Origin of the sequence: Microbacterium sp. AG790 (genome assembly GCF_003634765.1) — a bacterium.
Lineage (GTDB): Bacteria > Actinomycetota > Actinomycetes > Actinomycetales > Microbacteriaceae > Microbacterium.
On the sequence record NZ_RBWZ01000006.1, the window covers coordinates 1054547 to 1076970 of the forward strand.

24 protein-coding genes are annotated in these 22424 nt (G+C 67.3%); 8 read left to right on the top strand and 16 right to left on the bottom strand.

The window, feature by feature from the left end; translation table 11 throughout:
* Nucleotide 1 precedes the first annotated feature (1 nt).
* Nucleotides 2-1285, bottom strand: coding sequence for an exodeoxyribonuclease VII large subunit (gene xseA / locus DEU37_RS05510; protein ID WP_121189572.1), 1284 nt, complete (start codon nucleotides 1283-1285; stop codon nucleotides 2-4).
* A gap of 97 nt (nucleotides 1286-1382) precedes the next feature.
* Between xseA and DEU37_RS05515 the strand changes: the two genes are divergently transcribed.
* Together DEU37_RS05515 and DEU37_RS05520 are read left to right on the top strand one after the other, a co-directional pair.
* Nucleotides 1383-2408, top strand: a complete 1026-nt coding sequence (locus tag DEU37_RS05515; protein ID WP_051498718.1) for a 4-hydroxy-3-methylbut-2-enyl diphosphate reductase — start codon at nucleotides 1383-1385, stop codon at nucleotides 2406-2408.
* Entirely contained in the window at nucleotides 2405-2974 is a 570-nt protein-coding gene (locus tag DEU37_RS05520; RefSeq protein WP_121189573.1) for a DUF6264 family protein, read from the top strand. Before DEU37_RS05515 ends, DEU37_RS05520 begins: the two co-directional genes overlap by 4 nt.
* A gap of 384 nt (nucleotides 2975-3358) precedes the next feature.
* Here DEU37_RS05520 and fbaA read toward each other — a convergent pair whose 3' ends face one another.
* Complete coding sequence (fbaA, locus tag DEU37_RS05525; protein WP_121189574.1) at nucleotides 3359-4390, bottom strand: class II fructose-bisphosphate aldolase; 1032 nt, start codon at nucleotides 4388-4390, stop codon at nucleotides 3359-3361.
* A 184-nt stretch (nucleotides 4391-4574) separates the two neighbouring features.
* Between fbaA and glpX the strand changes: the two genes are divergently transcribed.
* Both glpX and DEU37_RS15035 read left to right on the top strand, forming a co-directional pair.
* Entirely contained in the window at nucleotides 4575-5564 is a 990-nt protein-coding gene (gene glpX, locus DEU37_RS05530; RefSeq protein WP_005052605.1) for a class II fructose-bisphosphatase, read from the top strand.
* 156 nt (nucleotides 5565-5720) lie between these two features.
* Entirely contained in the window at nucleotides 5721-5873 is a 153-nt protein-coding gene (locus DEU37_RS15035) for a hypothetical protein (protein WP_259457147.1), read from the top strand.
* 32 nt (nucleotides 5874-5905) lie between these two features.
* Here DEU37_RS15035 and rmuC read toward each other — a convergent pair whose 3' ends face one another.
* The 3 genes from rmuC to adhP form a co-directional block, all read right to left on the bottom strand.
* A complete protein-coding gene (rmuC, locus tag DEU37_RS05540; RefSeq protein WP_121189576.1) occupies nucleotides 5906-7231 on the bottom strand; it encodes a DNA recombination protein RmuC in 1326 nt (441 codons plus the stop codon).
* Between the two features lie 65 nt (nucleotides 7232-7296).
* Nucleotides 7297-7902 (bottom strand): exonuclease domain-containing protein, encoded by a 606-nt coding sequence (locus DEU37_RS05545; RefSeq protein ID WP_121189577.1) that lies wholly within the window; start codon nucleotides 7900-7902, stop codon nucleotides 7297-7299.
* A gap of 126 nt (nucleotides 7903-8028) precedes the next feature.
* On the bottom strand, nucleotides 8029-9096 hold the full coding sequence (adhP, locus tag DEU37_RS05550; RefSeq protein WP_121189578.1) for an alcohol dehydrogenase AdhP: 1068 nt from the start codon (nucleotides 9094-9096) through the stop codon (nucleotides 8029-8031).
* 93 nt (nucleotides 9097-9189) lie between these two features.
* On the opposite strand from adhP, the gene DEU37_RS05555 reads away from it, so the two are divergent.
* Entirely contained in the window at nucleotides 9190-9939 is a 750-nt protein-coding gene (locus tag DEU37_RS05555; protein ID WP_121189579.1) for a class I SAM-dependent methyltransferase, read from the top strand.
* 24 nt (nucleotides 9940-9963) lie between these two features.
* On the opposite strand, the gene DEU37_RS05560 is transcribed toward DEU37_RS05555, so the two are convergent.
* From DEU37_RS05560 to DEU37_RS05570, 3 genes are read right to left on the bottom strand one after another with little or no spacing between them, the layout of a single operon-like run.
* Nucleotides 9964-11010, bottom strand: coding sequence for an ABC transporter ATP-binding protein (locus DEU37_RS05560; protein ID WP_121189580.1), 1047 nt, complete (start codon nucleotides 11008-11010; stop codon nucleotides 9964-9966).
* On the bottom strand, nucleotides 11007-12521 hold the full coding sequence (locus DEU37_RS05565) for an iron ABC transporter permease (RefSeq protein ID WP_183043579.1): 1515 nt from the start codon (nucleotides 12519-12521) through the stop codon (nucleotides 11007-11009). Before DEU37_RS05565 ends, DEU37_RS05560 begins: the two co-directional genes overlap by 4 nt.
* Before the next feature lie 53 nt (nucleotides 12522-12574).
* Nucleotides 12575-13633, bottom strand: a complete 1059-nt coding sequence (locus DEU37_RS05570; RefSeq protein WP_121189582.1) for an iron ABC transporter substrate-binding protein — start codon at nucleotides 13631-13633, stop codon at nucleotides 12575-12577.
* A 116-nt stretch (nucleotides 13634-13749) separates the two neighbouring features.
* Between DEU37_RS05570 and ychF the strand changes: the two genes are divergently transcribed.
* Together ychF and DEU37_RS05580 are read left to right on the top strand one after the other, a co-directional pair.
* On the top strand, nucleotides 13750-14820 hold the full coding sequence (gene ychF, locus DEU37_RS05575; RefSeq protein ID WP_121189659.1) for a redox-regulated ATPase YchF: 1071 nt from the start codon (nucleotides 13750-13752) through the stop codon (nucleotides 14818-14820).
* 252 nt (nucleotides 14821-15072) lie between these two features.
* Entirely contained in the window at nucleotides 15073-16803 is a 1731-nt protein-coding gene (locus DEU37_RS05580; RefSeq protein ID WP_220699819.1) for a DUF262 domain-containing protein, read from the top strand.
* Between the two features lie 97 nt (nucleotides 16804-16900).
* Here DEU37_RS05580 and DEU37_RS05585 read toward each other — a convergent pair whose 3' ends face one another.
* Complete coding sequence (locus DEU37_RS05585; RefSeq protein ID WP_147424853.1) at nucleotides 16901-17476, bottom strand: hypothetical protein; 576 nt, start codon at nucleotides 17474-17476, stop codon at nucleotides 16901-16903.
* A 58-nt stretch (nucleotides 17477-17534) separates the two neighbouring features.
* Here DEU37_RS05585 and DEU37_RS05590 point away from each other — a divergent pair, with 58 nt between their 5' ends.
* The gene (locus DEU37_RS05590) at nucleotides 17535-17774 is read left to right on the top strand and encodes a hypothetical protein (protein WP_147424854.1); all 240 of its coding nucleotides are present in this window, start codon (nucleotides 17535-17537) and stop codon (nucleotides 17772-17774) included.
* 506 nt (nucleotides 17775-18280) lie between these two features.
* Here the strand turns inward: DEU37_RS05590 and DEU37_RS05595 are convergent.
* From DEU37_RS05595 to DEU37_RS05620, 7 genes are all read right to left on the bottom strand, one after another.
* Complete coding sequence (locus DEU37_RS05595) at nucleotides 18281-18460, bottom strand: hypothetical protein (protein WP_121189586.1); 180 nt, start codon at nucleotides 18458-18460, stop codon at nucleotides 18281-18283.
* A gap of 20 nt (nucleotides 18461-18480) precedes the next feature.
* Nucleotides 18481-18615 carry a hypothetical protein gene (locus DEU37_RS15040; protein ID WP_259457149.1) on the bottom strand — a complete coding sequence of 45 codons (135 nt, stop codon included), beginning with the start codon at nucleotides 18613-18615 and terminating at the stop codon, nucleotides 18481-18483.
* Nucleotides 18616-18675: 60 nt separating this feature from the next.
* Nucleotides 18676-19224: a hypothetical protein gene (locus DEU37_RS14735; RefSeq protein ID WP_147424855.1), complete on the bottom strand. Its 549-nt coding sequence runs from the start codon at nucleotides 19222-19224 to the stop codon at nucleotides 18676-18678.
* A complete protein-coding gene (locus DEU37_RS05605; RefSeq protein ID WP_121189588.1) occupies nucleotides 19160-19480 on the bottom strand; it encodes a hypothetical protein in 321 nt (106 codons plus the stop codon). The genes DEU37_RS14735 and DEU37_RS05605 overlap by 65 nt, the downstream gene beginning before the upstream one ends.
* Nucleotide 19481: 1 nt before the next feature.
* Entirely contained in the window at nucleotides 19482-20003 is a 522-nt protein-coding gene (locus DEU37_RS05610) for a hypothetical protein (protein ID WP_121189589.1), read from the bottom strand.
* A 326-nt stretch (nucleotides 20004-20329) separates the two neighbouring features.
* On the bottom strand, nucleotides 20330-21346 hold the full coding sequence (locus tag DEU37_RS05615) for a hypothetical protein (protein WP_259457150.1): 1017 nt from the start codon (nucleotides 21344-21346) through the stop codon (nucleotides 20330-20332).
* A gap of 9 nt (nucleotides 21347-21355) precedes the next feature.
* Nucleotides 21356-21895 (bottom strand): DUF1990 family protein, encoded by a 540-nt coding sequence (locus DEU37_RS05620; RefSeq protein ID WP_183043580.1) that lies wholly within the window; start codon nucleotides 21893-21895, stop codon nucleotides 21356-21358.
* Nucleotides 21896-22424: the final 529 nt, after the last annotated feature.

The window sequence follows — 22424 nt, forward strand, 5'->3', positions numbered from 1 at the left end:
TCTAGGGCGCCCCGCCGACGTCTTCTGCGAGTGGGCCCTCCGATCGGGCGGTGAACGAGCCGTCGGCGACGGTGACCGTCACCGCGATGCCGGCCGGTACCTGACGAGCGTCGCGGACGATGACGCCGGCCTCCAGATGCGCGATGGCGTAGCCACGTTCGAGCGTCGCACCGGGGGAGAGGGCGCGCAGGGACGCGCGCAGCTGTGCGGTGGTGCGTTCAGCGGCATCCATCCGCCGGTTCACGAGGTCGCGGCCGCGTGAGACCAGTGTCCAGAGCTCGTGCGCACGCGGTGTGAGCAGCGACTCGGGCGCGCGCAGCACGGGACGCGAGCGCAGCTGTTCGAGCTGGGCGATATCGTGCCCGACCCGCTGCGTCAGACGGGTGCGCGCGCGCGAGCGCAGCTGATCGACGAGCGCGCGCTGCTCCGCGACGTCGGGAACGACCCGCTTAGCGGCATCCGTCGGTGTCGACGCCCGCACGTCCGCGACGTCGTCGAGCAGGGGATGGTCGTTCTCGTGGCCGATCGCGGAGACGACCGGAGTGGATGCCGCCGCCACCGCATGGACGAGACGTTCATCGCTGAAGCCGAGCAGGGTCTGCGGATCGCCGCCGCCGCGGGCGATGATGATCACGTCGACCTCCGGGTCGGCGTCGAGCGCCGTGAGCGCCGCGATCGTTTCGGGAACGCAGCGCTCGCCCTGGACGGCGGCATGGATCGTGCGGAAGCGGACGCCCGGCCAGCGCAGTTCGGCGTTGCGGTGAACATCCTTCTCGGCGTCGCTGCGCTCACCGGTGATGAGGCCGACGAGCTGCGGGAGGAAGGGGAGGCGCTTCTTGCGGGCGGGGTCGAACAGCCCCTCCGCCCGGAGCTGCCCGCGGAGCTTCTCGAGCCGCTCGAGCTGATCGCCGAGGCCCGTGTGGCGCATCGCGGAGACGGTGAAGGTGAAGTCCCCGGTCTTCACGAAGAAGTCGCTCTTCACGCACGCCACCACGAGGTCGCCGACCTTGAGGTCGTCGGGCAGGCGCTGCAGCGTGGATGACCACAGACGGAACGAGAGCATCGCGTCGCCGTTCGCGTCCTTCAAACGCCCGAAGACGTGCCCGCCGCGAAGGTTCCATGCAGTGATCTCACCCTCGACCCAGACGGATCCCCACGTCGAGACGAACCCGCGGATGGTCTCGTTCAGACGCGAGACCGACGTCGGTGCGTCCGCGCGCGACTCTCGCGGTGCGACCGCATCGGGGGGAGGGACGTGCCCAGGAGCGGACGCGAACGATGCCATCGATGCCTTTCCGCCGCGCGCATGCGGCCCTCACTCAGCCCGCTCTCCCTAGAATCAAGGGGTGAGCAGCACAGCCATCCGTCTTCCGACGCCCCATATTCCAGGCCCGCGCGGACGGCTTCAGGATAACCCGGTCCCCGGACACAAGCGGGTCCTCCTCGCCTCGCCGCGAGGGTACTGCGCCGGCGTCGACCGCGCAGTGATCGCGGTCGAGAAGGCGCTGGAGCGCTACGGCGCGCCCGTCTACGTGCGCAAGCAGATCGTGCACAACATCCACGTCGTCACCGAGCTCGAGGCGAAGGGGGCCGTCTTCGTCGAGGAGGTCGACGAGGTGCCAGAAGGCGCCCACGTCGTCTTCAGCGCGCACGGCGTCTCGCCCGCTGTCGTGAACGCGGCATCCGATCGGGGCCTTCAGGCCATCGACGCCACCTGTCCCCTCGTGACGAAGGTGCACCGCGAGGCGGTGCGCTTCGCCCGCGACGACTTCGAGATCCTGCTCATCGGCCACGACGGCCATGAAGAGGTCGAGGGAACGGCAGGAGAGGCCCCCGACCACGTCACCGTCGTCAACTCGCCCGAGGAAGCCGACCGCGTCGTCGTCAAGGATCCGGCGAAGGTCGTCTGGCTGTCGCAGACGACGCTGTCGGTCGACGAGACCATGGAGACGGTCCGCCGCCTGCGCGAGCGATTCCCCGAACTGCAGGATCCGCCGTCGGACGACATCTGCTACGCCACGCAGAACCGCCAGGTCGCCATCAAGAAGGTCGCCAAGGATGCCGACCTCGTCATCGTCGTCGGTTCGGCGAACTCCTCCAACTCGGTCCGACTCGTCGAGGTGGCGCTGGAGTACGGGGCGAAGGCGGCCTACCGCGTCGACTACGCCCACGAGATCCAGCAGGACTGGCTCGACGGCGTCGAGACGGTGGGCGTCACCAGCGGCGCCTCGGTGCCCGAGGTGCTCGTGCAAGAGGTGCTGGCCGACCTCGCGGGCGCCGGCTATGCCGACGTCGAGCAGGTGCGGACGGCGGAGGAGGATCTGATGTTCTCCCTCCCCAAAGAGCTCCGCCAGGATGCGAGTGGACGTCGGGACGACCGTGCACTGGGCGGGCGGTCGCGCGGATGACCGACCCGACCGGATCGTCGACGCACGCCGAGACGCCGCGCCCGCGTCCGCAGTACGGCGAGTATGCGAGCCCGGAGGAGCAGCGGGCGCGCATCCAGCAGCCCGAGCCGGCTTCCGTCTCGCCGCATCCGGCGCTGCCGCACACGGTGCCGAGCCGCGCGCACCCGCCCACCGCGCCCGCCACGACGGCTGCCGCGCGCCCGACGCGCGCCGCGGACCGCATCATCACGTTCGCCCTTCTCGTGTACGGCTTGGTGACCGTCGTCAGCGCGGTGCCCCAGCTGTGGGACTTCTCCGGGTTCGCACAGACCTGGATGCAGGTCGCCGGCATCGACGCGACCTTCACCAACACGGCGCAGGGCGAGCTGTGGGGTCGTATCGGCGCCTTCGTCTTCATCGGCGGGTGGATGCTCACCGCGTTGCTGTCGTGGGTCTCGCTGCGCGCGCGGCGGCTGTCGTGGTGGATTCCTCTCGTCGGTGCGATCGTGACCTTCATCCTCGCCACGGTGTGCCTGACGGTGCCGCTGCTCGGAGACCCCGCGATCGTCGCCCACTTCGCACGCTGAGCGACAGCGGGCTGGTTCTCGCGGTCGGCGTCGTGCGGCGGCTGCGCCGTGCCCTGGACGAGGCGCTCTACGCGTACGCGCAGGAGCATGCCGAGTTCCGGGAGGGCGAGCCGAGTGCGCGGCTTCCGCCGGGGCGGTGCGGCGAGAGCCTCCGCGTCGAGGTCACGATGCCGCGCACGCCGCGTCAGAGCTTCGCGCGCTCGCGCGGCTCAGGGGCGCAATCAGCGGCATCCGCGGGGGTGAGGACGCCGAATGCGTCACTCATTTCTGCGGATGCCGCGAGGCGTGAGCCGGGAGCGTCGCGGGCGGGTCGGGACGTCGCGCGCTCACGGCACGAGAAACGCCCCCGGAAGCGCGAGCTCCCGGGGGCGTCCTCGATGCGGATCAGAGGCTGATCGAGTGACCAGCCGAACCGAGCTGCTGCGTCGCCTCGATGACGCGCGCGGCCATCGCCGTCTCGGCCACCTTGCCCCAGGCGCGCGGGTCGTAGGCCTTCTTGTTGCCCACCTCGCCGTCGACCTTCAGCACGCCGTCGTAGTTGCTGAACATGAAGCCGGCAACCGAACGCGTGAACGCGTACTGCGTGTCGGTGTCGATGTTCATCTTCACCACGCCGTTGGACACGGCGGTTGCGATCTCCTCCGCCGTCGAGCCGCTGCCGCCGTGGAAGACGAGGTCGAGGGGCTTCGCGTCGGTGCCGAAGCGCTCCGCGATGCCCGCCTGGATCTCGCCGAGCAGCTCGGGGCGCAGCTTCACGTTGCCGGGCTTGTACACGCCGTGGACGTTGCCGAACGTCAGGGCGGCGATGTAGCGGCCGTTCTCGCCGAGGCCGAGTGCGTCGACGAATCGGGACACGTCGGCGGTGGTCGTGTAGAGCGCCTCGTTGGAGCCCTCGTGCTTGACGCCGTCTTCCTCGCCGCCGACGACGCCGATCTCGACCTCGAGGATCGCGTTGATGTTCTTCATGCGAGGCAGCAGCTCCTTCGCGATGGCGATGTTCTCGTCGAGCGCAACGGCGGAGCCGTCCCACATGTGCGACTGGAAGATGGGGTTGCGACCGGCGCGGACCTCTTCCTCGGATGCCGCGATCAGCGGGAGGACGAAGTCCTCGAGGGCGGGCTTGGGGCAGTGGTCGGTGTGCAGGGCCACCGTGATCGGATAGTTCTTGGCGACCTCGGTCGCGAACTTCGCGAACGCCAGCGCGCCGGTGGCGCGGCCCTTCACGGTGTGGCCGGCGAAGTAGTCGGCCCCGCCCGTGGTGACCTGGATGATGCCGTCGGATCCGGCTTCGGTCAGACCCTGCAGGATCGCGTTGATCGACTGCGAGCTGGCGGCGTTGATCGCGGGGAACGCGTACCCACCGGCCTTTGCACGGTCCAGCATCTCGGCGTACTGCTCAGGGGTGGCGACTGGCATTTCTGCTCCTCAGTTCTGCGGGGATTCCTGGCTCAGCCTATCGAAGCACCGGCGACGTCGGTGAGGCCACCGCCGGGCAAAAGCGTCTGGTCGGGCTTACCGCAGCGGTAAGAAGTGCACATCCTTCCTCAGGCATTGGCTGAAAACACCGCGTCCGCGACGCGCGGCCGCCTAGGCTGGCGTCATGGTGAGCCTGACCGCGGACATGAGCCCTTTGCACCCCGACCGAAACCTGGCGATGGAGTTGGTGCGCGCAACAGAGGCGGCGGCCATCCGCTCCGTGCCGTTCATCGGCCGCGGACAGAAAGAGAAGGCCGACGGGGCGGCCGTCGATGCCATGCGGGCATTCCTGACCACGGTGAACTTCGACGGCGTCATCGTCATCGGGGAGGGCGAGAAAGACAACGCCCCCATGCTCTTCAACGGTGAACACGTGGGAACGGGGCGTGGCCCCCAGTGCGACGTCGCCGTCGACCCCATCGACGGAACGTCGCTGACCGCCGAAGGCCGCAACAACGCGCTCTCCGTCCTCGCCGTCTCCGACCGCGGCTCCATGCTGGACGCGTCCAGCGTGTTCTACATGGACAAGATCGTCACGGGTCCCGCCGGAGTGGGCGTCGTGGACATTCGCCTTCCCGTCGGAGAGAACATCCGCCTGCTGGCAAAAGCGCTCGGCAAGCCGGTCGACGAGCTCGTGGTCTCGGTGCTCAACCGGCCGCGCCACGCCCGACTCATCGAGGAGATCCGCGAAGCCGGCGCCGGAACGCGGCTGATGAGCGACGGTGATGTCGCCGGTGGAATCAATGCGGCACGGCACAACGCCCGTACCGACATGTGCATCGGCATCGGAGGCAGCCCCGAAGGCGTCGCGACCACCTGCGCGATCAAGGCGCTCGGCGGGCACATCCAGGGACGTCTGTGGCCGCGCGACGACGACGAGAAGCAGCGCGGAATCGACGCGGGTCTGAAGCTCGACGGGTACGTCTACGAGGCCGACGAACTGGTCACCGGCCGCAACACGATCTTCGTGGCCACGGGCGTCACGAACGGTGAACTGGTCGCCGGTGTTCGCCGCGACGGCGACTTCGTCTATACGGAGAGCGTCGTTCTGCGGGGGGCTTCGGGCACGCTGCGGCGCATCTCTTCGGAGCATCTCACGTCGAAGTGGCTCTGAGCGCGGACCATATCATCGGCGCGGCGCGCCCGGTATGGGGGACGCGACAGCCGGACCTCTGGCACAATGGGCAGCGGTGTCACCGGCGACACAGACGTTTCCACGCAGTCCGGGGGTCACATGTCCGCAGCATCCAGCAGTCCCAGAACGGGTCAGGTGAGCGTTCCCGTGGACCCCGCACGCCGACCCGACGTGCTGTTGCGTCGCCGGATGCCGGAGGGTCACCAGGTCAGTGCGTGGTGGATGATCGGCGCGTTCGTCGCGGTCTCCCTGTCTGTCGTCGGGCTGCTCAACCTGTTTCCCGCCTGAGCGCGCTGTTTTCCGCCTGAGCGCGCCTCCGCTCACAGCCGGTCCCTGAGCGACCCGAGATCGGCTGCGATACCCGTTGAGGCTGCGTCGGCATTGGCGTCGGCGTCGGCGTCGGCGTCGGCCGAGTCCACCATCAGTTCCGGGGCGACGAGCTTTCGCGGTGTCTTCTCGATCGGCGCGGGAGCAGCCGCGGCATCCAGCTTCGTCTCGTCGATCCCGGGGAACTTGCGTGCCGTGACGAGCACGCGCGACTCGAGTGATCCGGTGAAGCGGTTATAGGTGTCGACCGTTCGCTCGATGGCGCGGCGGAGATCCTCGGCGTGCCCGGCGAGTCCTCCCAGCCGCTGATACAGCTCGGTTCCCAGCTCGAAGAGGCGGCGGGCCTCCGTGGAGACCTCCTGCTGGGTCCAGGTGTAGGCCACCGTCTTCAGGACGGCCCACAGGTTCACGGGAGAGGCGAGCGCCACACGCTGGCGGAACGCGTGATCGAGCAGCGTCGGATCCTCCTCGAGTGCGGTCGCGAGCAACGCCTCGTTCGGCAGGAAGCACACGACGAACTCGGGGCTCGAGTCCAGTCCCGACCAGTACGACTTCTTGGCGAGGGCGTCGACATGGGCGCGGACGGCCCGCACATGACGTTGGAGCAGACCCGCACGACGGGTGGCCTCCTCGCCGGTCGCGGTGACCGCAATCGCCGAGGCTTCGATGTAGGCATCGAGAGGCACCTTGGCGTCGACCGCCAGCGACATGCCGCCCGGCAGGCGAACGATCATGTCGGGTCTGCCGTCACCGGCGTGGGAAGTCACCGACGCCTGCAGATCGAAGTCGACGTAGCGGGTCAGCCCCGCTGATTCGACCACGCGCCGCAACTGCGTCTCGCCCCAGACGCCGCGTGTGGCGTTGGAACGCAGGGCCCCCGCGAGGGACTCGGTGGTCGCCCGGAGCGCCTCATCGCTGGCGCGGGCCGCGCGCAGCTGCTCGGCGAGGGAGCCGTACTGACTCTGGCGATCGCGTTCGAGGTCGGTCACCTTCTGCTGCATCGCCTGCAGGGACTCCTGCACCGGCGCCAGCGCGCGAAGGACCAGTTGGTCGCGGCGTTCACGTTCCTGCTGCGCGCTGAGATCAGCACGGGCCTGAGCGCCGAGATCTCGGGTGAGCGTGCGCTCATGCTCCAGCTGCGCGCTCAGCGCGCGAGCGGAGGTCTCCGCGGCAGCCAGCCGTGCCGTCAGATCTGCGCTCTCGCGCGCGGTGCGCTCTGCGGCGCGCGCCCCGGCGGTGATCCAACCTCCGGCGGCGCCGGCGATCAGGCAGAGCACTCCGACGACGATGACGATGACGATGACGATGAAGGCGTCCATAACTCCACAGTGGCGCACCCCTCCGACATCGACGGGCGCCGCGCGGTGAGTCCGCGTGGGGGCGCTCAGCCGACCGGGCCGGCGACGGGCGTGAGGCGACCGCTGCCGGCGAGGCGGGGGACGCGCACACCGAGCAGCATGGCGAGTTCGACGACGTCGTGCACACCGGCACGGGCCGCCGCGTCGATCATGATGTGCGCGCAGGCGAGCGCGTCGGACGCGGCGTCATGGTGGGCGAAGTCGAGGAAGCCCGCAGCAGCGGCCACCGACGGCAGCCGATACGAGGCGAGGTCGTAGGTCTTGCGGGCGATCTGCAGGCTGCACAGGTAGCGGTACGACGGACACGCGGCATCCGTCGCTTCGCAGGCGCGTCGCAAGACGCTCATGTCGAAACCGGCGTTGTGCGCCACGACGACATCGTCACCGATGAAGGCGTCGAGGGCGGTGAGCTGGTCGACCCACGCCGACGCATCGACGACATCCTCGGGATGGATGCCGTGGATGCCGATGTTCAGCTCGAAGAACCGGTCGTGGCCGGGCGGGGGCTTGATGAGCCAGCCCGCCGTCGCGACGACACGACCATCGCGGACACGCGTGAGACCGACGGCGCACGCCGAGGCGCTCGAAGAGTTCGCCGTCTCGAAGTCGATCGCGGTGAAGTCCAAGGCCACAGCTCTACTGTGCGCGTCGATGCCCCGCGGCGGCGGCAGGCGCGCCGCGGGGAGCACGTGGCCCCGACGTGCCGAGCGGGGAGCGAACCTGCTGCGCTCGCTCCCCGCTCGGCCGTTGCGGCCGGATCAGTACCGCATGACGATGCGACCGTCGATCTGGCCCTTCTCCATCCGCTCGAAGATGTCGTTGACGTCCTCGAGGTTCTCCACGTGCACGGTCGGGTGGATCTGACCGCGCGCATAGAAGTCGAGCGCCTCGATCATGTCCTGCCGGGTACCGACGATCGAACCGCGGATCGTGATCGCGCGCAGCACGATGTCGAAGATGTCGGCGTCGAAGGTCCCGGGCGGCAAACCGTTGAAGACGATCGTGGCTCCCCGCCGCACGACGCTGAGCGCCTGGTCGAAGGCTCTGGGATGCACCGCGGTGACGAGGACGCCGTGCGTTCCTCCCGTGTGCTCCGAGATGGCGGCGCCGGGATCGGCCTGCGCGGCGTTGACCGTGACCTCCGCGCCGTGGCGGCGAGCGAGTTCCAGCTTGGCGTCGTCGACATCCACGGCGGCCACGCGCATGCCCATCGCCCGTGCGTACTGCACCGCGATGTGGCCGAGCCCGCCGATGCCCGAGATGGTCACCCACTCGCCCGGTCGCACGCCGGTCATCTTCAACCCCTTGTACACCGTGACCCCGGCGCAGAGGATCGGGGCGACCTCGACCGGGTCGGCGCCGTCGGGGATCCGCGCGGCGTACTTCTCATCGACGAGCATGAACTCGCCGAAGCTCCCGTCCACCGAGTATCCGCCGTTGTGCTGCGCGGGGCACAGCGTCTCCCATCCGGTGCGGCAGTACTCGCACGTTCCGCACGCCGACCACAGCCAGGCATTGCCGACCTTCTGGCCGACGGTGAGCGTCGTCACGCCGGGACCGAGCGCGACGACCTCGCCGTAGCCTTCGTGTCCGGGGATGAGATCGGCCTTCGGGGCGACCGGCCAATCGCCGCGCGCCGCGTGAAGGTCGGTGTGGCAGACGCCGCTGGTGATCACGCGCACGAGCGCCTGCCCGGGACCGGGGCGCGGGACCGGCACGTCGGAGACGATCAGCGGCTCGCCGGGCGCGGTGACCACCGCGGCGCGCATGGTCGTGGCGATCGCCTCGGTCGCGGCGGCAGCAGGGGTGTCGGTCAGAGTCGTCATTGACATCACTTCCTCTCGGCGGAGCCGTTCCGCCCGATGTCTCGACGGTAGGAACGTCGAGGTTGCAACAGGTTGCAGGCGTAGGGTCGGCCCATGGCGACACGCGACGAGATGGCTGTCAGCTTCGGCTCGGCGGCGGGGGAGTACCAGGCGGGCCGGCCGTCGTACCCGGCGGCGGCCGTGGAGTGGTTGCTGGCTCCGGCCGGTGAACATCCGCGCGTTGCGGATGTCGGGGCGGGTACCGGAAAGCTCACCGCCGCGCTGCTCGATGCGGGTGCCGACGTGATCGCTGTGGAACCGGATGCCGCGATGCTCGCCGCCCTGAGAGAGGCCCTTCCGGCCGTGGAGACGCTGATCGGCTCCGCGGAACGCATGAAGCTTCCCGATGAGAGCGTCGACGCCGTCGTCTTGGGTCAGGCGTGGCACTGGGTCGATGTGGTCGCGGCATCCGCCGAGGTGGGACGCGTCCTGAAGCCCGGCGGCGTCCTCGGTCTGGTCTGGAACATCCGCGACGTGAGCACGCCGTGGGTGGCCCGCCTCGGCGCCATCATGAAGGGCAGTCACGCTGAAGAGCTTCTGTCCGGCGCGGGGCCGGCCGTCGCCGCACCCTTCGGCGCGCTCGAGCATGAGAGCTGGCGATGGTCGCGACGACTGACGCGGTCAGAGCTCGCGGCCATGGTGCGCTCGCGCAGTTACGTCATCACCGCCACGCCCTCGGAGCGGGACCGCATCCTCGCCGAGGTCGAGGAGCTCTTCGCCGCGTCGTGTCACCGGACCGAGGACGGGGTCGAGATCGTCGACCTGCCGTATCGCACCGAGGCGTTCCGCAGCATCCGCCGATGAGCGAGCGGACGCCGCGCCGAGGTGTCAGGCCGCGTAGACGACGGTGCCGCCGTCGACGGTGATCCGGACGTCGTCGCCGACGGCGGGCAGCGGCGACCCGACGGCGCACAACGGCACGCCGACCGTGGTGCCGTCGGCACAGGCGATCGTGGCGGTGGCTGTCGCGCCCACGACCGCGATGGCGATCACACGGGCAGGCGCCGCGCCGGCATCCGTCGTCAGTCTGAGTTGAGTCGGGCGCACCATGGCGACGACCATCGATGAGCCGTCGGAGAAGTCGGCATCCACGGTGAGCGTGCCGAGCGGGCAGCGGAACCCACCGGTCGCGGTCTTCGCGCCCGCAAGCAGGATCGTGTCGCCGAGCAGACGCGCCACGGATGCCGAGACAGGACGCGAGAACACGTCCGCGCACACACCGGCCTGCTGCAGCCGCCCGTCGTCGAGGACGGCGACGGAGCGCCCGAAGGCGAGTGCCTCTTCGGGGTCGTGGGTCACGAGGACGCTCGTGACCTGCGCCCGCGTCAGCGCATCGACGACCTGTGTGCGCACCTGCGCCCGCAGTTCGGTGTCGAGCGCGCTGAAGGGCTCGTCGAGCAGAAGCACGCGCGGGTGCGGGGCGAGAGCGCGAGCGAGAGAGACGCGCTGCTGCTGACCGCCGGAGATCTCGTGGGGATAGCGCTCGAGGAGTTCGGGCTCGATACCGGCGAGCGCGGCGGCGGCCGCGACCGCACCGGCGCGCTCGCCGCTCGCTGAGCCCCGGAGCCCGAAGGCGATGTTGCGTCGTGCGGTGAGGTGAGGGAAGAGAGCGCCGTCCTGTGCGACGTAGCCGATCCGTCGCCGATGCGGGGCCAGGTGGCGTGTCGCCGTGGCGGCGACCTCGTCGCCCAGACGGATCTCGCCGGCCGCGATGCGCTCGAACCCGGCGATCGCGCGCAGCAGTGTGGACTTGCCGCTTCCCGACGGGCCCACGATCGCGAGTCTCTCCCCGTCGGGGACGGACAGGTGCACGCCGGCGAGTACGAGATCGCCACCGAGGCGGACACCGGCATCCGTGACCGTCAACGAGGTCATCGATCGCTCCGCCGTCGGGCATCGGCGAGAAGGAGGGCGACGCTCGGGACCGACAGCACGATGAGCATGATCGCATATGGGGCACCGGCGACGAAGTCGGCGTTCGAGGTCTCCGACCAGAACTGGGTGGCGAGGGTGCGCGTTCCGCTGGGTGCCAGCAGGAGGGTCGCCGTCAGCTCGTTCGCGCAGCCGAGGCCCACGAGTGCCAACGCCGCACCGAACGACGATGCCATCAGCGGCGCCGTCACCTCGACCGTCGCCGCGAACCGCGTCCGGCCGAGGGTCTGCGCTGCTTCCTCGAGGCGCGGGGGCACCTGCGCCAAGCCGCTGCGGAGGCTCACCAGTGCACGGGGGAGGAACACGATGACGTAGGCCGCGATGACGGTTGCGGGGGTCTGGTACAGCCCGGGAACGACGCGAAGGGTCACCGTGACCAGCGCGAGCGCGACGATGATCGTCGGCAGGCTGCTGGCCAGGTACATCGCGCCCTCGATGCCGCGGGCGAGGCGGCTGGGGTGCCGCACGCTCAACCAGGCGCAGGGGAGGGCGACGACGGTCGCGGCGAGCGCTCCGCCGCCCGACAGCAGAAGGGTCTGGGTGAGTGCCGGCAGCAGATGGATGCTCTGCCACCCCTCGGGGCGCAGCGCCCACCGCAGCAGGCTCGCGCCGGGAATGCCGACGGCGAGGATCAGGAAGCCGCTGAGCGCCGCCGTGACGGGGATCGCCGCCCGACCCAGCCGGTAGGGGACGGCGGGCCGCGCGGCGCCGCGTCCGATCCGCGCGTACCGCAGCCGACCGCGAGCGTTCGCTTCACCGACGAGCAGCACGAGGCAGAGGGCCGCGAGGACGACGCCGAGCGCGTTGGCTGCGGGGCCGGCGAAGCTGGACTGGAACTGGCTGACGATCGCCGTGGTGAAGGTGTCGAAGCGCAGCAGCGCGAAGGCGCCGTACTCGGCGAGCAGGTGGAGTGCGACGACGAGTCCGCCGCCGAGGATCGCCACGCGCAGTTGGGGGAGGACGACCCGCCAGAAGGTTGCGAGGGGACTGAGCCCGAGCGAGCGGGCCGACTCCTCGAGCGCCGGATCGAGGCGTCGGAGCGTGGCCAGTGCCGGGAGATAGACGAGCGGATAGTAGGCGCCGACCGCGATCAGCACTCCACCGCCGAGTCCCTGAAGAGAGGGCACGGCGGAGATCCAGCCGTATCCGCTGACGAAGGCGGGCATCGCCAACGGGGAGGCGAGCGCGATCGCCCAGATCTTCCGGCCGGGCAGGGCCGTGCGTTCCACGGCCCAGGCCGCGCCGACGCCCACCGCGACGCACAGCGGCACGGCGAGAACGAGCAGACCGAGGGTGTTGGCGAGCAGCTCGCCGACCCGGGGGCGGAACACCTGGGCGCTCAGCTGCGACCAGCCCTCCGAGATGGCGACCCACACGACGAAGCCGACGGGAACGAGCAGCAGCGCCGCCGCGACGACGGCGAGCGCCAGCAGCGGCACCGGCGTGGTGAGCACGCGGTGCCGCTGCACGGGTGGGCTGACCGCAGGGCGGTCGGCGGTGGCGAGGCTCAGATCAGCCCCGCGGCCGTCATGAGGTCGGTGACCTTCTTGCTGTTCAGCGTCGAGGGGTCGATCGCCGGCGGCTGCAGAGAGCTCAGCGGCGGCAGGGCCGGGTTGGAGGCGACGTCGCTGCCGATCGCATATTCGAAGCTCGTGCCGTCGCGGAGAACCTGCTGTCCGTCCGGGCCGGTGATGAAGGCGAGGAACTGCTGCGCGGCGGCGGCGTTCTTGCTCGAGGCGAGCACTCCTCCGCCCGACACGCTGACGAACGCCCCCGGGTCCTGGGGGCCGAAGTAGGCCAGTTTCGTGTTGGCGCTGTTCTCCTTCGTCTTGGCCTGATCGATGAACCAGTAATAGTGGTAGATCACGCCGAGCGGGATCTCGCCGGCGTTGACGGCCTTCATGACGGTGCTGTTTCCCTTGTACGCAGAGGCGTTCTCTTTCATGGCGGTGAGCCACGCGGCCGTCGCGTCCTCGCCCTTCTCCTGCAGGATGGCGGAGACGATCGCCTGGAAGTCCGCTCCGGTGGGCGACGCCGCCCACCGTCCCTTCCACTCCGGCTTCTGCAAGTCCATGATCGATGTCGGCAGCTGGTCTGAGGAGATGAGTGACGGGTTGTAGACCATCACCGTCGACCGTGCTGCGATCCCTGTCCAATCGCCACTCGCGGGGCGGTACTGCGTGGGGACGTTTGCCAGCGTCGCGGCGTCGACCGGGGCGAGCAGACCCGCGTTCTCGACGAGGGACATGGCGGGGGAGTTCTCGGTGAGGAAGACGTCGGCCGGTGAGGCGGAGCCCTCCTGAACGATCTGGTTTCCGAGCTCGGAGTCGCTGCCGTTACGCAGCACCACCTCGATGCCGGTCTTCTTCGTGAAGGCGTCCGCCCACGCTTGGGTGAGTTCTTCGTGCTGCGCGTTGTAGACGGTGATCGACGTGCCGCTGAGGCTGGACGAATCCGTGGAGGAGGATGCGCCGGGCGCGGTGGAACCCGCGCAGGCGGACAGACCCAGCGCGGCGATGACGAGAACGGATGCCGCCGCGAGGCGGCGAGGGACAGACACAGGCATAACGGCACTCTCTTTTGAAGATAGGTAACCCTTACTTTACTCGGAGGTCGGATGTGGTGACGAACCAGGGCGGCGCGGGAGAGGAGGGTGCGCTCACCCCCGTAGACTTGACCCCCGTGGCTCTTACCATCGGAATCGTGGGTCTTCCCAATGTCGGCAAGTCGACTCTGTTCAACGCACTGACGAAGAACCAGGTGCTCGCTGCGAACTATCCGTTCGCGACGATCGAGCCGAACGTCGGAGTCGTGAACCTTCCCGATCCGCGGCTGGACAAGCTCGCTGAGGTCTTCGGCAGCGAGCGCACCCTTCCGGCCGCCGTCTCGTTCGTCGACATCGCGGGCATCGTCCGCGGCGCGAGCGAGGGCGAGGGCTTGGGAAACAAGTTCCTGGCGAACATTCGTGAAGCCGACGCCATCGCACAGGTGGTGCGCGGCTTCGCGGACTCCGACGTGGTGCACGTGGACGGCAAGGTCGACCCGGCATCCGACATGGAGACCATCAACGCCGAGCTCCAGCTCGCCGACCTCGAGACGCTCGAGAAGGCGATCGTCCGCTACGAGAAGGAAGTGCGCGGCAAGAAGCTCGACCCGGCCGTTCTCGAAGCCGCGGTCGCGGCGCGTGACGCACTGCAGCGCGGCGTGCTGCTCTCGGCATCCGGGATCGACCTCGCTCCTATCAAGGAGCTGGGCCTGCTCACCGCGAAGCCGTTCATCTTCGTCTTCAACGTCGATGAGGCGGTGTTGACGGATGCCGCCCGCAAGGCCGAGCTGGCCGCGCTCGTCGCGCCGGCGAAGGCGGTGTTCCTCGACGCGAAGATCGAGTCGGAGCTGATCGATCTCGACCCCGAGGAGGCGGCGGAGCTGCTTGCCTCCACCGGGCAGGACGAGTCGGGCCTCGACCAGCTGGCGCGCATCGGTTTCGACACGCTGGGGCTGCAGACGTATTTGACGGCGGGTCCGAAGGAAGCGCGGGCGTGGACGATCGGCAAGGGGTGGAAGGCGCCGCAGGCCGCCGGGGTGATCCACACCGATTTCGAGAAGGGCTTCATCAAGGCCGAGGTGATCTCGTTCGACGACCTCGTCGCGCTCGGGTCTGTCGCCGAAGCGCGCGCGAAGGGCAAGGCGCGCCTGGAGGGCAAGGACTACGTCATGCAGGACGGCGACGTCGTGGAGTTCCGTCACAGTTAGGTATCTCACGAACGCTCGGCCCCGCATCTCGTCGTAGTGGGTGCGTTGGGACCAACGCGCCCCGGCGCTGTGAGAATCGGAAGCCATCACCCTCAATCGGTGACGCCGGATCGGCGCGATACAATTTCGGGACGAACGAGCTTCGACCAGGAGGACTGAGCGATCGCTGAGGCAACGGCAACTCCAGATCTCATCCCGATCAAGAGTCAGACACGGACCATTCAGACGTGCTTCCAGCAGTGCTTGTACGAAGTGCCTAATTTTCAGCGGCCATACAGTTGGGACTCTGAGCAGCTCGAGGATTTCTGGAACGATGTCGTTCTAGCGCACGGCGATTTCTTCTTCGGGTCCACGGTCACGTGGGTGAGCGCCGTCAGAGACCTGTTCAACGACACCTACTCGATCATCGATGGTCAGCAAAGACTGACGACGAGCGCGATCTTCCTGTCAGTGATCCGCGATGCCTTCACGAAAATCGCGGAAGACGCGAGTGAGGTGAGACCCGACGTTGCCCAGGCGGCCAAGAGCCAGGCTGACGCCACTCAGAAGTACCTGATCACCACGGACGATGACGGTAAGGCATATGCGGTCCTTGCCCGCTCGGAACCCATGTTCTACGAGCAAATTCAGAACCCGAACGCTATTCCGTCCGGCTCCAAGTGGAATGGCAGCGCTGAACGGATCGGTGCGGCGCGATTCTTCTTCGAAACGCGTGTGCTCGCAGAGTTGTCCAGCGGCGGCCATGACGCGCAGCTGGAACGATTGAAGGCCATCCGCGCTAACGTGCTTAAGGCCCGCGTCATCCAGGTAGAACTGGCGTCGGAGGAAGACGGATTCCTGATTTTCGAGACCCTGAATACTCGCGGGGCCGATTTGAGTCTCGCGGATCTCGCCAAGAATCTGCTGATCCGGGGTGCGGCGACTTCAGTCCCGGACCGAGATGCGATTGCGATGCGCTGGGACCGGATAGTGGATCGAGTCCAGAACGGGCGGCTTGACTCGGATGTGGTCGATCGCTTCATCTGGCAGTCCTGGAATTCAAGGCGGGACGCTGTTAAAGCCCCCGAACTCTTCAAGGAGATTGGAAAGCTTGTCGGCTCGGAGCCAGTGAAACACATCGAGTATCTAGAGGAACTCGAGACGGACTCACTCGTCTATCAATACCTCGAAGACGAGGACGTACGTGTTCAAGCGAAGGTGTCGGGCGTTCGCAATGCAATGGCAGTTTCGCAGTATGTGGACAGCATCCGAGCGCTGGCCATCTTCAATGTCTCCGTAGCCAACTCGACTGCCATAGCGATCGCGCGTAAGTATCAGGAGACGAAAATTGTTAGTGAGGCCCAGCTCGTCGAGGTGATGCGGCTGGTCGAAAGTTTCCATTTCCAGTTCACGTCCCTGACCAACGGTGGATCAACCGGCGGTACGCGGGGTCGCTACAACCGCTTCGCGGTTCGTCTCGAGAAGGCTTCCACGAAGACCGAAGTCGCCGACGCCATTAGGGACTTCGCAGACAAGTTGCGTGCGAGTCTGCCCGCGCGGGAAACGGCGATGAAGGCATTCGAGCAGCTGTTCTACGCGCCTAACCTACAGTTGACCCAAGCTCAAAAAATACGAGGGAGAAAGATCTTCATCTCGTACGTCCTCATGTCGTTTGCGAAGTGGAAGCGCTTGTTGCCTCCCGGCCAAAGCCTTTCGTCGTGGTCGATCGAACACATCAAGCCACAATCTCTAGCAGCGGACGACCCAAAGGATCCGACTTACTCGATCGGTAACCTCACTCTCCTCACGGAGGCTTTGAACAGTGAGTTGGGCAACGCTGACTTGCAGACGAAGATCAAGTCGTTGAAGAAGGGCAGCGCCTACTTCGATGCTGACCTGGAGTCGTGGTCGGGCGATGGCGTACTAGTGCCCTCCGATGACCAACTTGCACAGAGGGCGTCGGCCTTGGCTGCAGAGGCCCTCGACAGCGTCTGGAAGTTGTAGACCGGACGACCTCTTGCATGGCCGGGCCCGCCTTCGACGCCGATCGCCATTGAGGCGCAAGACGGCGACGTCGTGGAGTTCCGTCACAGTTAGACCACTACTTGGCGTACTTGTCGAGGAGTTCCAATCCCGCCACAACGAAGTCTCGATAGTCCGCGTGCTGGGTCGCCTCGACCTCAGCCGCTGATCCGATGACGAGGTGGAAGAGACACTCGCTCACTGCTGAGTTGAGTTCGAGGGCTTGAACGAGTGCCTGATCGTCCGGCCGCGTGTTCCTACTGTTGCGGTTATTGCGGAGCACCCACACGTAGTCGTCCAACTCTTGCAACGGCGGCAGGTTCTCCTGCTTCTGGTAGTACTCCCAGTCGATGACGCCGTAAGAGTGCGCGTGCTGGTTGCGATAGTCCGCGACCTGCCTGAGCGCATCGAGGAGCGTCTTGGGTGAGGGCCACCGCGCGGGCCAGAGGAGGTCGAGTAGTGCGACCTTGTCGGCGAAGGAGCGCCGGGCCACTGCCTTGTGCCCGTCCTTGCTTCGGGTCCGCGACAAGGTGGCCACGACCTCCGCCAACGCATGCTCGATTTGTGCGCCTTCGTTTGCGATGAGTCCGATGCGCGCGACTAGGCGGACAGAGTCTGGCAGTCCTTCGAGGTCTTTGGCGGAGATGATGGGCACGCGCGCAGTCTAGGGTGCGCTGGGCCGGGTTTCGCGACGCGGTCGTAGTCTTTGGTGCATGACATCAAGGAACGAGTACGCCGCGACCGGCATGGCCATTCTGTCGTCAATGGTTCTCGGTGATCGGGAGGGATTCATGGCCCTCACGGAGGACTTGGAGCCTGCACAGGTGATTGGGTACCTTGGACGCTCTGCTGAACTTGTTGTCAACGTCCTCGCTCAGGCGCTTCAGGTGTCGAAGGAAGAGGCATTGAGGATCGTCGCTATGTCGGTTGCTGTCGTCGACCAGGATGATTGACTGGGCCTTGACTTCTAGGTCGTTGCCGCGCCTACTGCGTCAAAAGGGTCCAGCCGTCCGTGTCAACGCGGTATTCGGCCCGCGTGTGTTCGTGTTCAACCGCTAGGCCCGGGCGAACTTCTCGTCCCAGTGGCATCCGCGTTCCGTGGTTCGTGCCCGCGCACCCGCAGACACAGTCCCATGCGCGGTCGGGATCGCCATTCCAGCAGGCGTCCACGCACGTGATCTTTCTTGTGCCGTGGATGATCACGATGACGGTGCCGAACTCCTCCACTAGGCCGTCGATTAGATGGCCGCCGTTATCCCTCGGCACGGAAAACTCCCTCGTCCGAGCGTTGTACGCGGGAGTCTGGGTACGCGGGCCGCGGATTTGCTGGAGAAGCCGGTAGTTCGCACCGTGTGCGCGGTAGGGAAGCCACACGGTGGTGTGCTCGCCTGGGCGAAATGTGACAGTCGGTCTCATGCCGCCGATGCTAGCGGCTAGCCCATGCGGCCGAATAGTTTGTTCAGGAGCGCCCCACCGGCCGCGCCAGCGGCGGCACCACCGCACGCCAGACCCACTTCTCCAGACTGCGGATGCGTGACTCGTGGTCATCCACGTCGGCCTTGAGTTCGGTGGTCTTGAGTGTGGCGACATCGCCGCGAACCTCCAGCACAAGGTCGTAGACCTCCCTGAGCGTGATCACGGCAGGGCCCTCTTGAGCATTCACAGTGCGTCCTTCCAGGTGGTGCCGTCGCTGACCTGTACGCGCGATCCCAGCCAGGCCGTGCCGTTGCTCACGTAGACGGGAACAGCCATCCAGATCCCGTTGACCGACGCGTAGGCGCCGGACGAGGTCATGGCGCTCAGGGTGTTCGACCAACCTCCCCACCCGACTGCGTTGTGCCCGCGCGAGCGGCATTAGTAGGTGGTGGCCGGGGTGAGAGAGGTGAACGTGGTGGTGCCGGAACTCGTCACCGTCTGGAGGTTGGCAGTGAACGCAGAATCGGACGCCACCTGTGCCTGCCACTGGTCGATTGCGGCTCCGCCGTTCCCGTTGCCGGAGAAGATGTAGCGCAGGCTCGAAGGGGCGATCTGGTCGATGCTGACGCCCGTAGGAGCGTCCGGCGCGGTTGCGGTCCCGTACGCCGTGAACGAGCCGCTGGGTGATGCGTTCCCGATCCCGGAGTCCATGCTCACCGATGCCGACGCGCCGAACGTCGAGGTGAGCGCGGGGCGACTGTATGAACCCGACGCGATCAGGATCGAGGAGGTTCCGCGGTAGTCGTAGGTGTAGGCACCTGACCAGTTCTGACCGTTGATGGATACGGCCCACCCCTGAGCGTCGGACGTCCAGAAACCGGAACCGGCGAGCTTATCGCCGTACAGCGCCCAGCCGCCCGTCTCATTCGTTTCGAGGCGAGCGCGATAGTTCCCGGATTCCGAGAACCCTGCGAGGAAGGTGGGCATGCGTCAAGCCGGAATCTTGATCCAGACGCGCCCGTTGGCCGGGGTCGGTGGACTGGACGTAGATGCCGAGGTTCTTGAGTGCCTGCGTCGCGGTCGTCGCGCCGGTTCCGCCCTTGGCGACCGGGCGCGTCTCCAGCTTGACGCTTGCGGCCATGTCGCGCGTGGCAGTGATCGCGTCTGCACCGTCCTTGACGAGGTCGGTGTTCGGGTTGACCTTCGTCCAGCCCGCGGCCAGCGTGTCGTCTCCGAGAGCCATATCAGGCGTCCTTCCACTTCAGTGTCGAGTTGACGGCGCTCCAGACCTGCGTGGGGTTCCACAGAGCCCACGAGCCGGGGTATGCATCGGTAAGCCCGCGCGTGCCGAGATCCATGAGCCCCGTGCGCAGGTCGAAGACAACCTCCCGGACCTTTCCCGTCTGCGGCAACGTTTCGGGCAGTGAGATGGTCACGTCCTGACCGGGGGTGGCCGTGTACTGGCTAAGCGCGGTGACCTCCTGGGTGCGCCCCTGCCCCTGAAGGCGAGCGAGGGCGTACGCGGCGGCACCAGAGCCGGGATACTCGCGGTCGTAGCGGACGGTCACGCACTTGCCGGTCGGGCTACCTGCGAAGTCGTAGGCGATCTGAGCGTTGCCGTCTGCGTCGTCCCACTCGTAGACGGCCACAACAGCGTCCGCCCAGGTGTCATCGTTGCGGGTGATCTTGTCGACGCCGCGCGTTGCGGTGTACTTCTCCTGAACGGTGACGTAGCCGGGAACGTCGTGCGTCTCGGGGTTGACCAAGCGCCACTTGCGCGCCTCGTCGCAGAACAGGCGAAGCCCCGACGCCTCCAGGAGAGGCTGAAGGAAGCTCCAGAGCGACTGGCCAGGACGCCAGTCAAAGAGCGCGGGCAGGCGCTCCAGCGTCGCCTTCCCCTTGCTGAGTGACTGATCAGCGGTGCTTGCCCGATCATAAGGTCTATCTACTACGTAATTGGGTGGAGTTCCGCTTCAACGTCTGACGAAGAGCCCGAAACGCTGCACGGAGCCGGGCCTGCCGGTCGGCCCTTCAGAGGGCGCTGCACCGTCCGACGATTCTGATCCGCAGGAGTCCGTCGATGCTCGTCGAGTCACGAATGCTCATCGTTTGGATCGGAAGGTCGAGGCTGTAACGGATGTCCTCGTGCAGTGCCCTGTCGTAGGTAGCCCGCGGCATCCCACACCCGGAGGAGCTGCGTCAGAGTGGCGGCGTTGTCGCTGGTCTGAAACTCGAGGGAGAGCGATGACGCTGAGCCGTCGGTTCCGCATGTGGACGTGCGCAGAGGGACGGCTTCGGGGATGATCGCGGTGCCATCTGCCGCGCGGACAGGCCCCACAGAAGCGGCCAGCGATCTGCGCAGCATCTCCACAACGTCGGCCCGGGTTCCGGGGAGGGCGAGTGGCGAGGGGGGTGTCGTCGGTCGCGCACCGGCGGGCGGCGCCACGTCGATGCCGCACAGAGGTGTGCGATCGCGCCGTTCCGGGAGGGCGAAGGCGGGAGTGCCGGCGCCGGACGGCGGCGCGGGCGCGACGGAGCCATTGTTGTTGTACCAGACGCGGACGATGCCGTCCTCGGTGGTCGCGATGTAGTTGCCGTCCGCGATCGGCTGGTATCCGTCGTCGCCGACCGTGCGAGCCACTCTGGTGGCGAGGATCCCGTCGGTGCGGTAGACGGATCCGCTGCCGTGGAGAAGGAACGAGCGCTCCGCGACGACATACCCCGTGTCGCAGGAGTCGCTCACGAGGGGACTCACGGTCAGCGGACCGGAGAGCGCGGCGGCGGCCGACGCCAGCAGCGTGCACAGGATGGCCACGACCCGTGCCGGAACAAGCACGAGCCGCCATATGGCGGGAACACGAATCACGCACAGGCCGACGGCGAGGGCCGCGAACGCGAAGAATGCGGCCGCAGAGACGAGCTGTTCCGACCCGAAGCCTCCGACGAGCAGAACGGTGTCGCCATCAGATGCAGTATCGACGATCAGTGCGGCCGCCATCACCATGGTCGCCGCAGCGAGCACGAGACCCGCGACCCACGCACTGCGCCGCAGGCGACGAGTGGTGGCGCGTGATGCCGCCGGCCGGTCCGGATGCGGCGTGGTCGTCATGTCTACACCCTAGGAGCGCGATGATGACGCCTCGCGCTCACCGGCGACTGTGCCGCGGAGCGCTCGCATGTACCTGCGGCGTGCGACCTTCTGGGCGAGAAGGAGAACGGGGAAAGCGAACCGCCAGCGAGAGTGGTCCGCCGCGCGGGCCAGCGAGCGGATCGTCAGCACGACGTGTTCGTGGTCTCTGTGAACGATGAAGGCCTCTTCCCCGGAGACGGGGTGGCCGGCCAGGGTTCGATAGGCGAAGCCGACGCGATCAGACGTCTGCACCACTTCGACGACTTCGACGGGCTCTCGGATCGACACGCCGAACGCACGAGCAGTGATGAGAGGGCGGATGCCGACGGTGACCGCTGACGCGGGGGAGACGGAGAACCCACTACGCGTCTTGACCCCCCACCGCATGACTTCAGTTGTCACCCACTCCCACAGCTCCGTCCCGGATCCGAGAGTCGTGGACTTCTCCCAGCGCCGGTAGCCGCGACCGCCGCACGTCCACGACGCTTGAGCGGGTTGTGTTCGTGATCTGAATTCGGCGCCCACCACGCCTCGATCCTGACACGTCAAGGCGCCGCCGCGATCGGAGGAACGTGCATCGCCCGATGGCGCCGGACTCTGCAGTGAGCACAAGGACTCTGCAGGACCGGCGCCCGAGGTGAGCCCGCCGCGTGCACGAGCGCTCTTGCTACGCGGGCTCTGTCGTGCGGATCGCGCCGCACGACAGGCAGGACCATGCGACGAGGAAGCGCTCGTCATCCAGGATCTCGAAGCCCAGGCGGTCCCCACAGAGAGGACAACGTGGGCCTGGGCCTACGGGGGTGCGCATCAGCCCAGTATCTCGCCAGTCCAGGCAGGGTGGACGTGCCGCGGGCGAGGCGACACGCCCGGGACGCGGGTGTGATTTGCTGGATGGTGTCGTGGCGCGTAAGTTATTACTTGTTCGCCCCACAGGGAAGAGCGAAGGGCCGGAAGGTCTCGCCCCCTCAAGTGGAGAACGAAATCCCGTCCCGAACCTCTCGGTAGAGAGAAGAGGACTTCTGGTCTAGGATGGGTATTCTCTCGTAGCTGTTGTCGC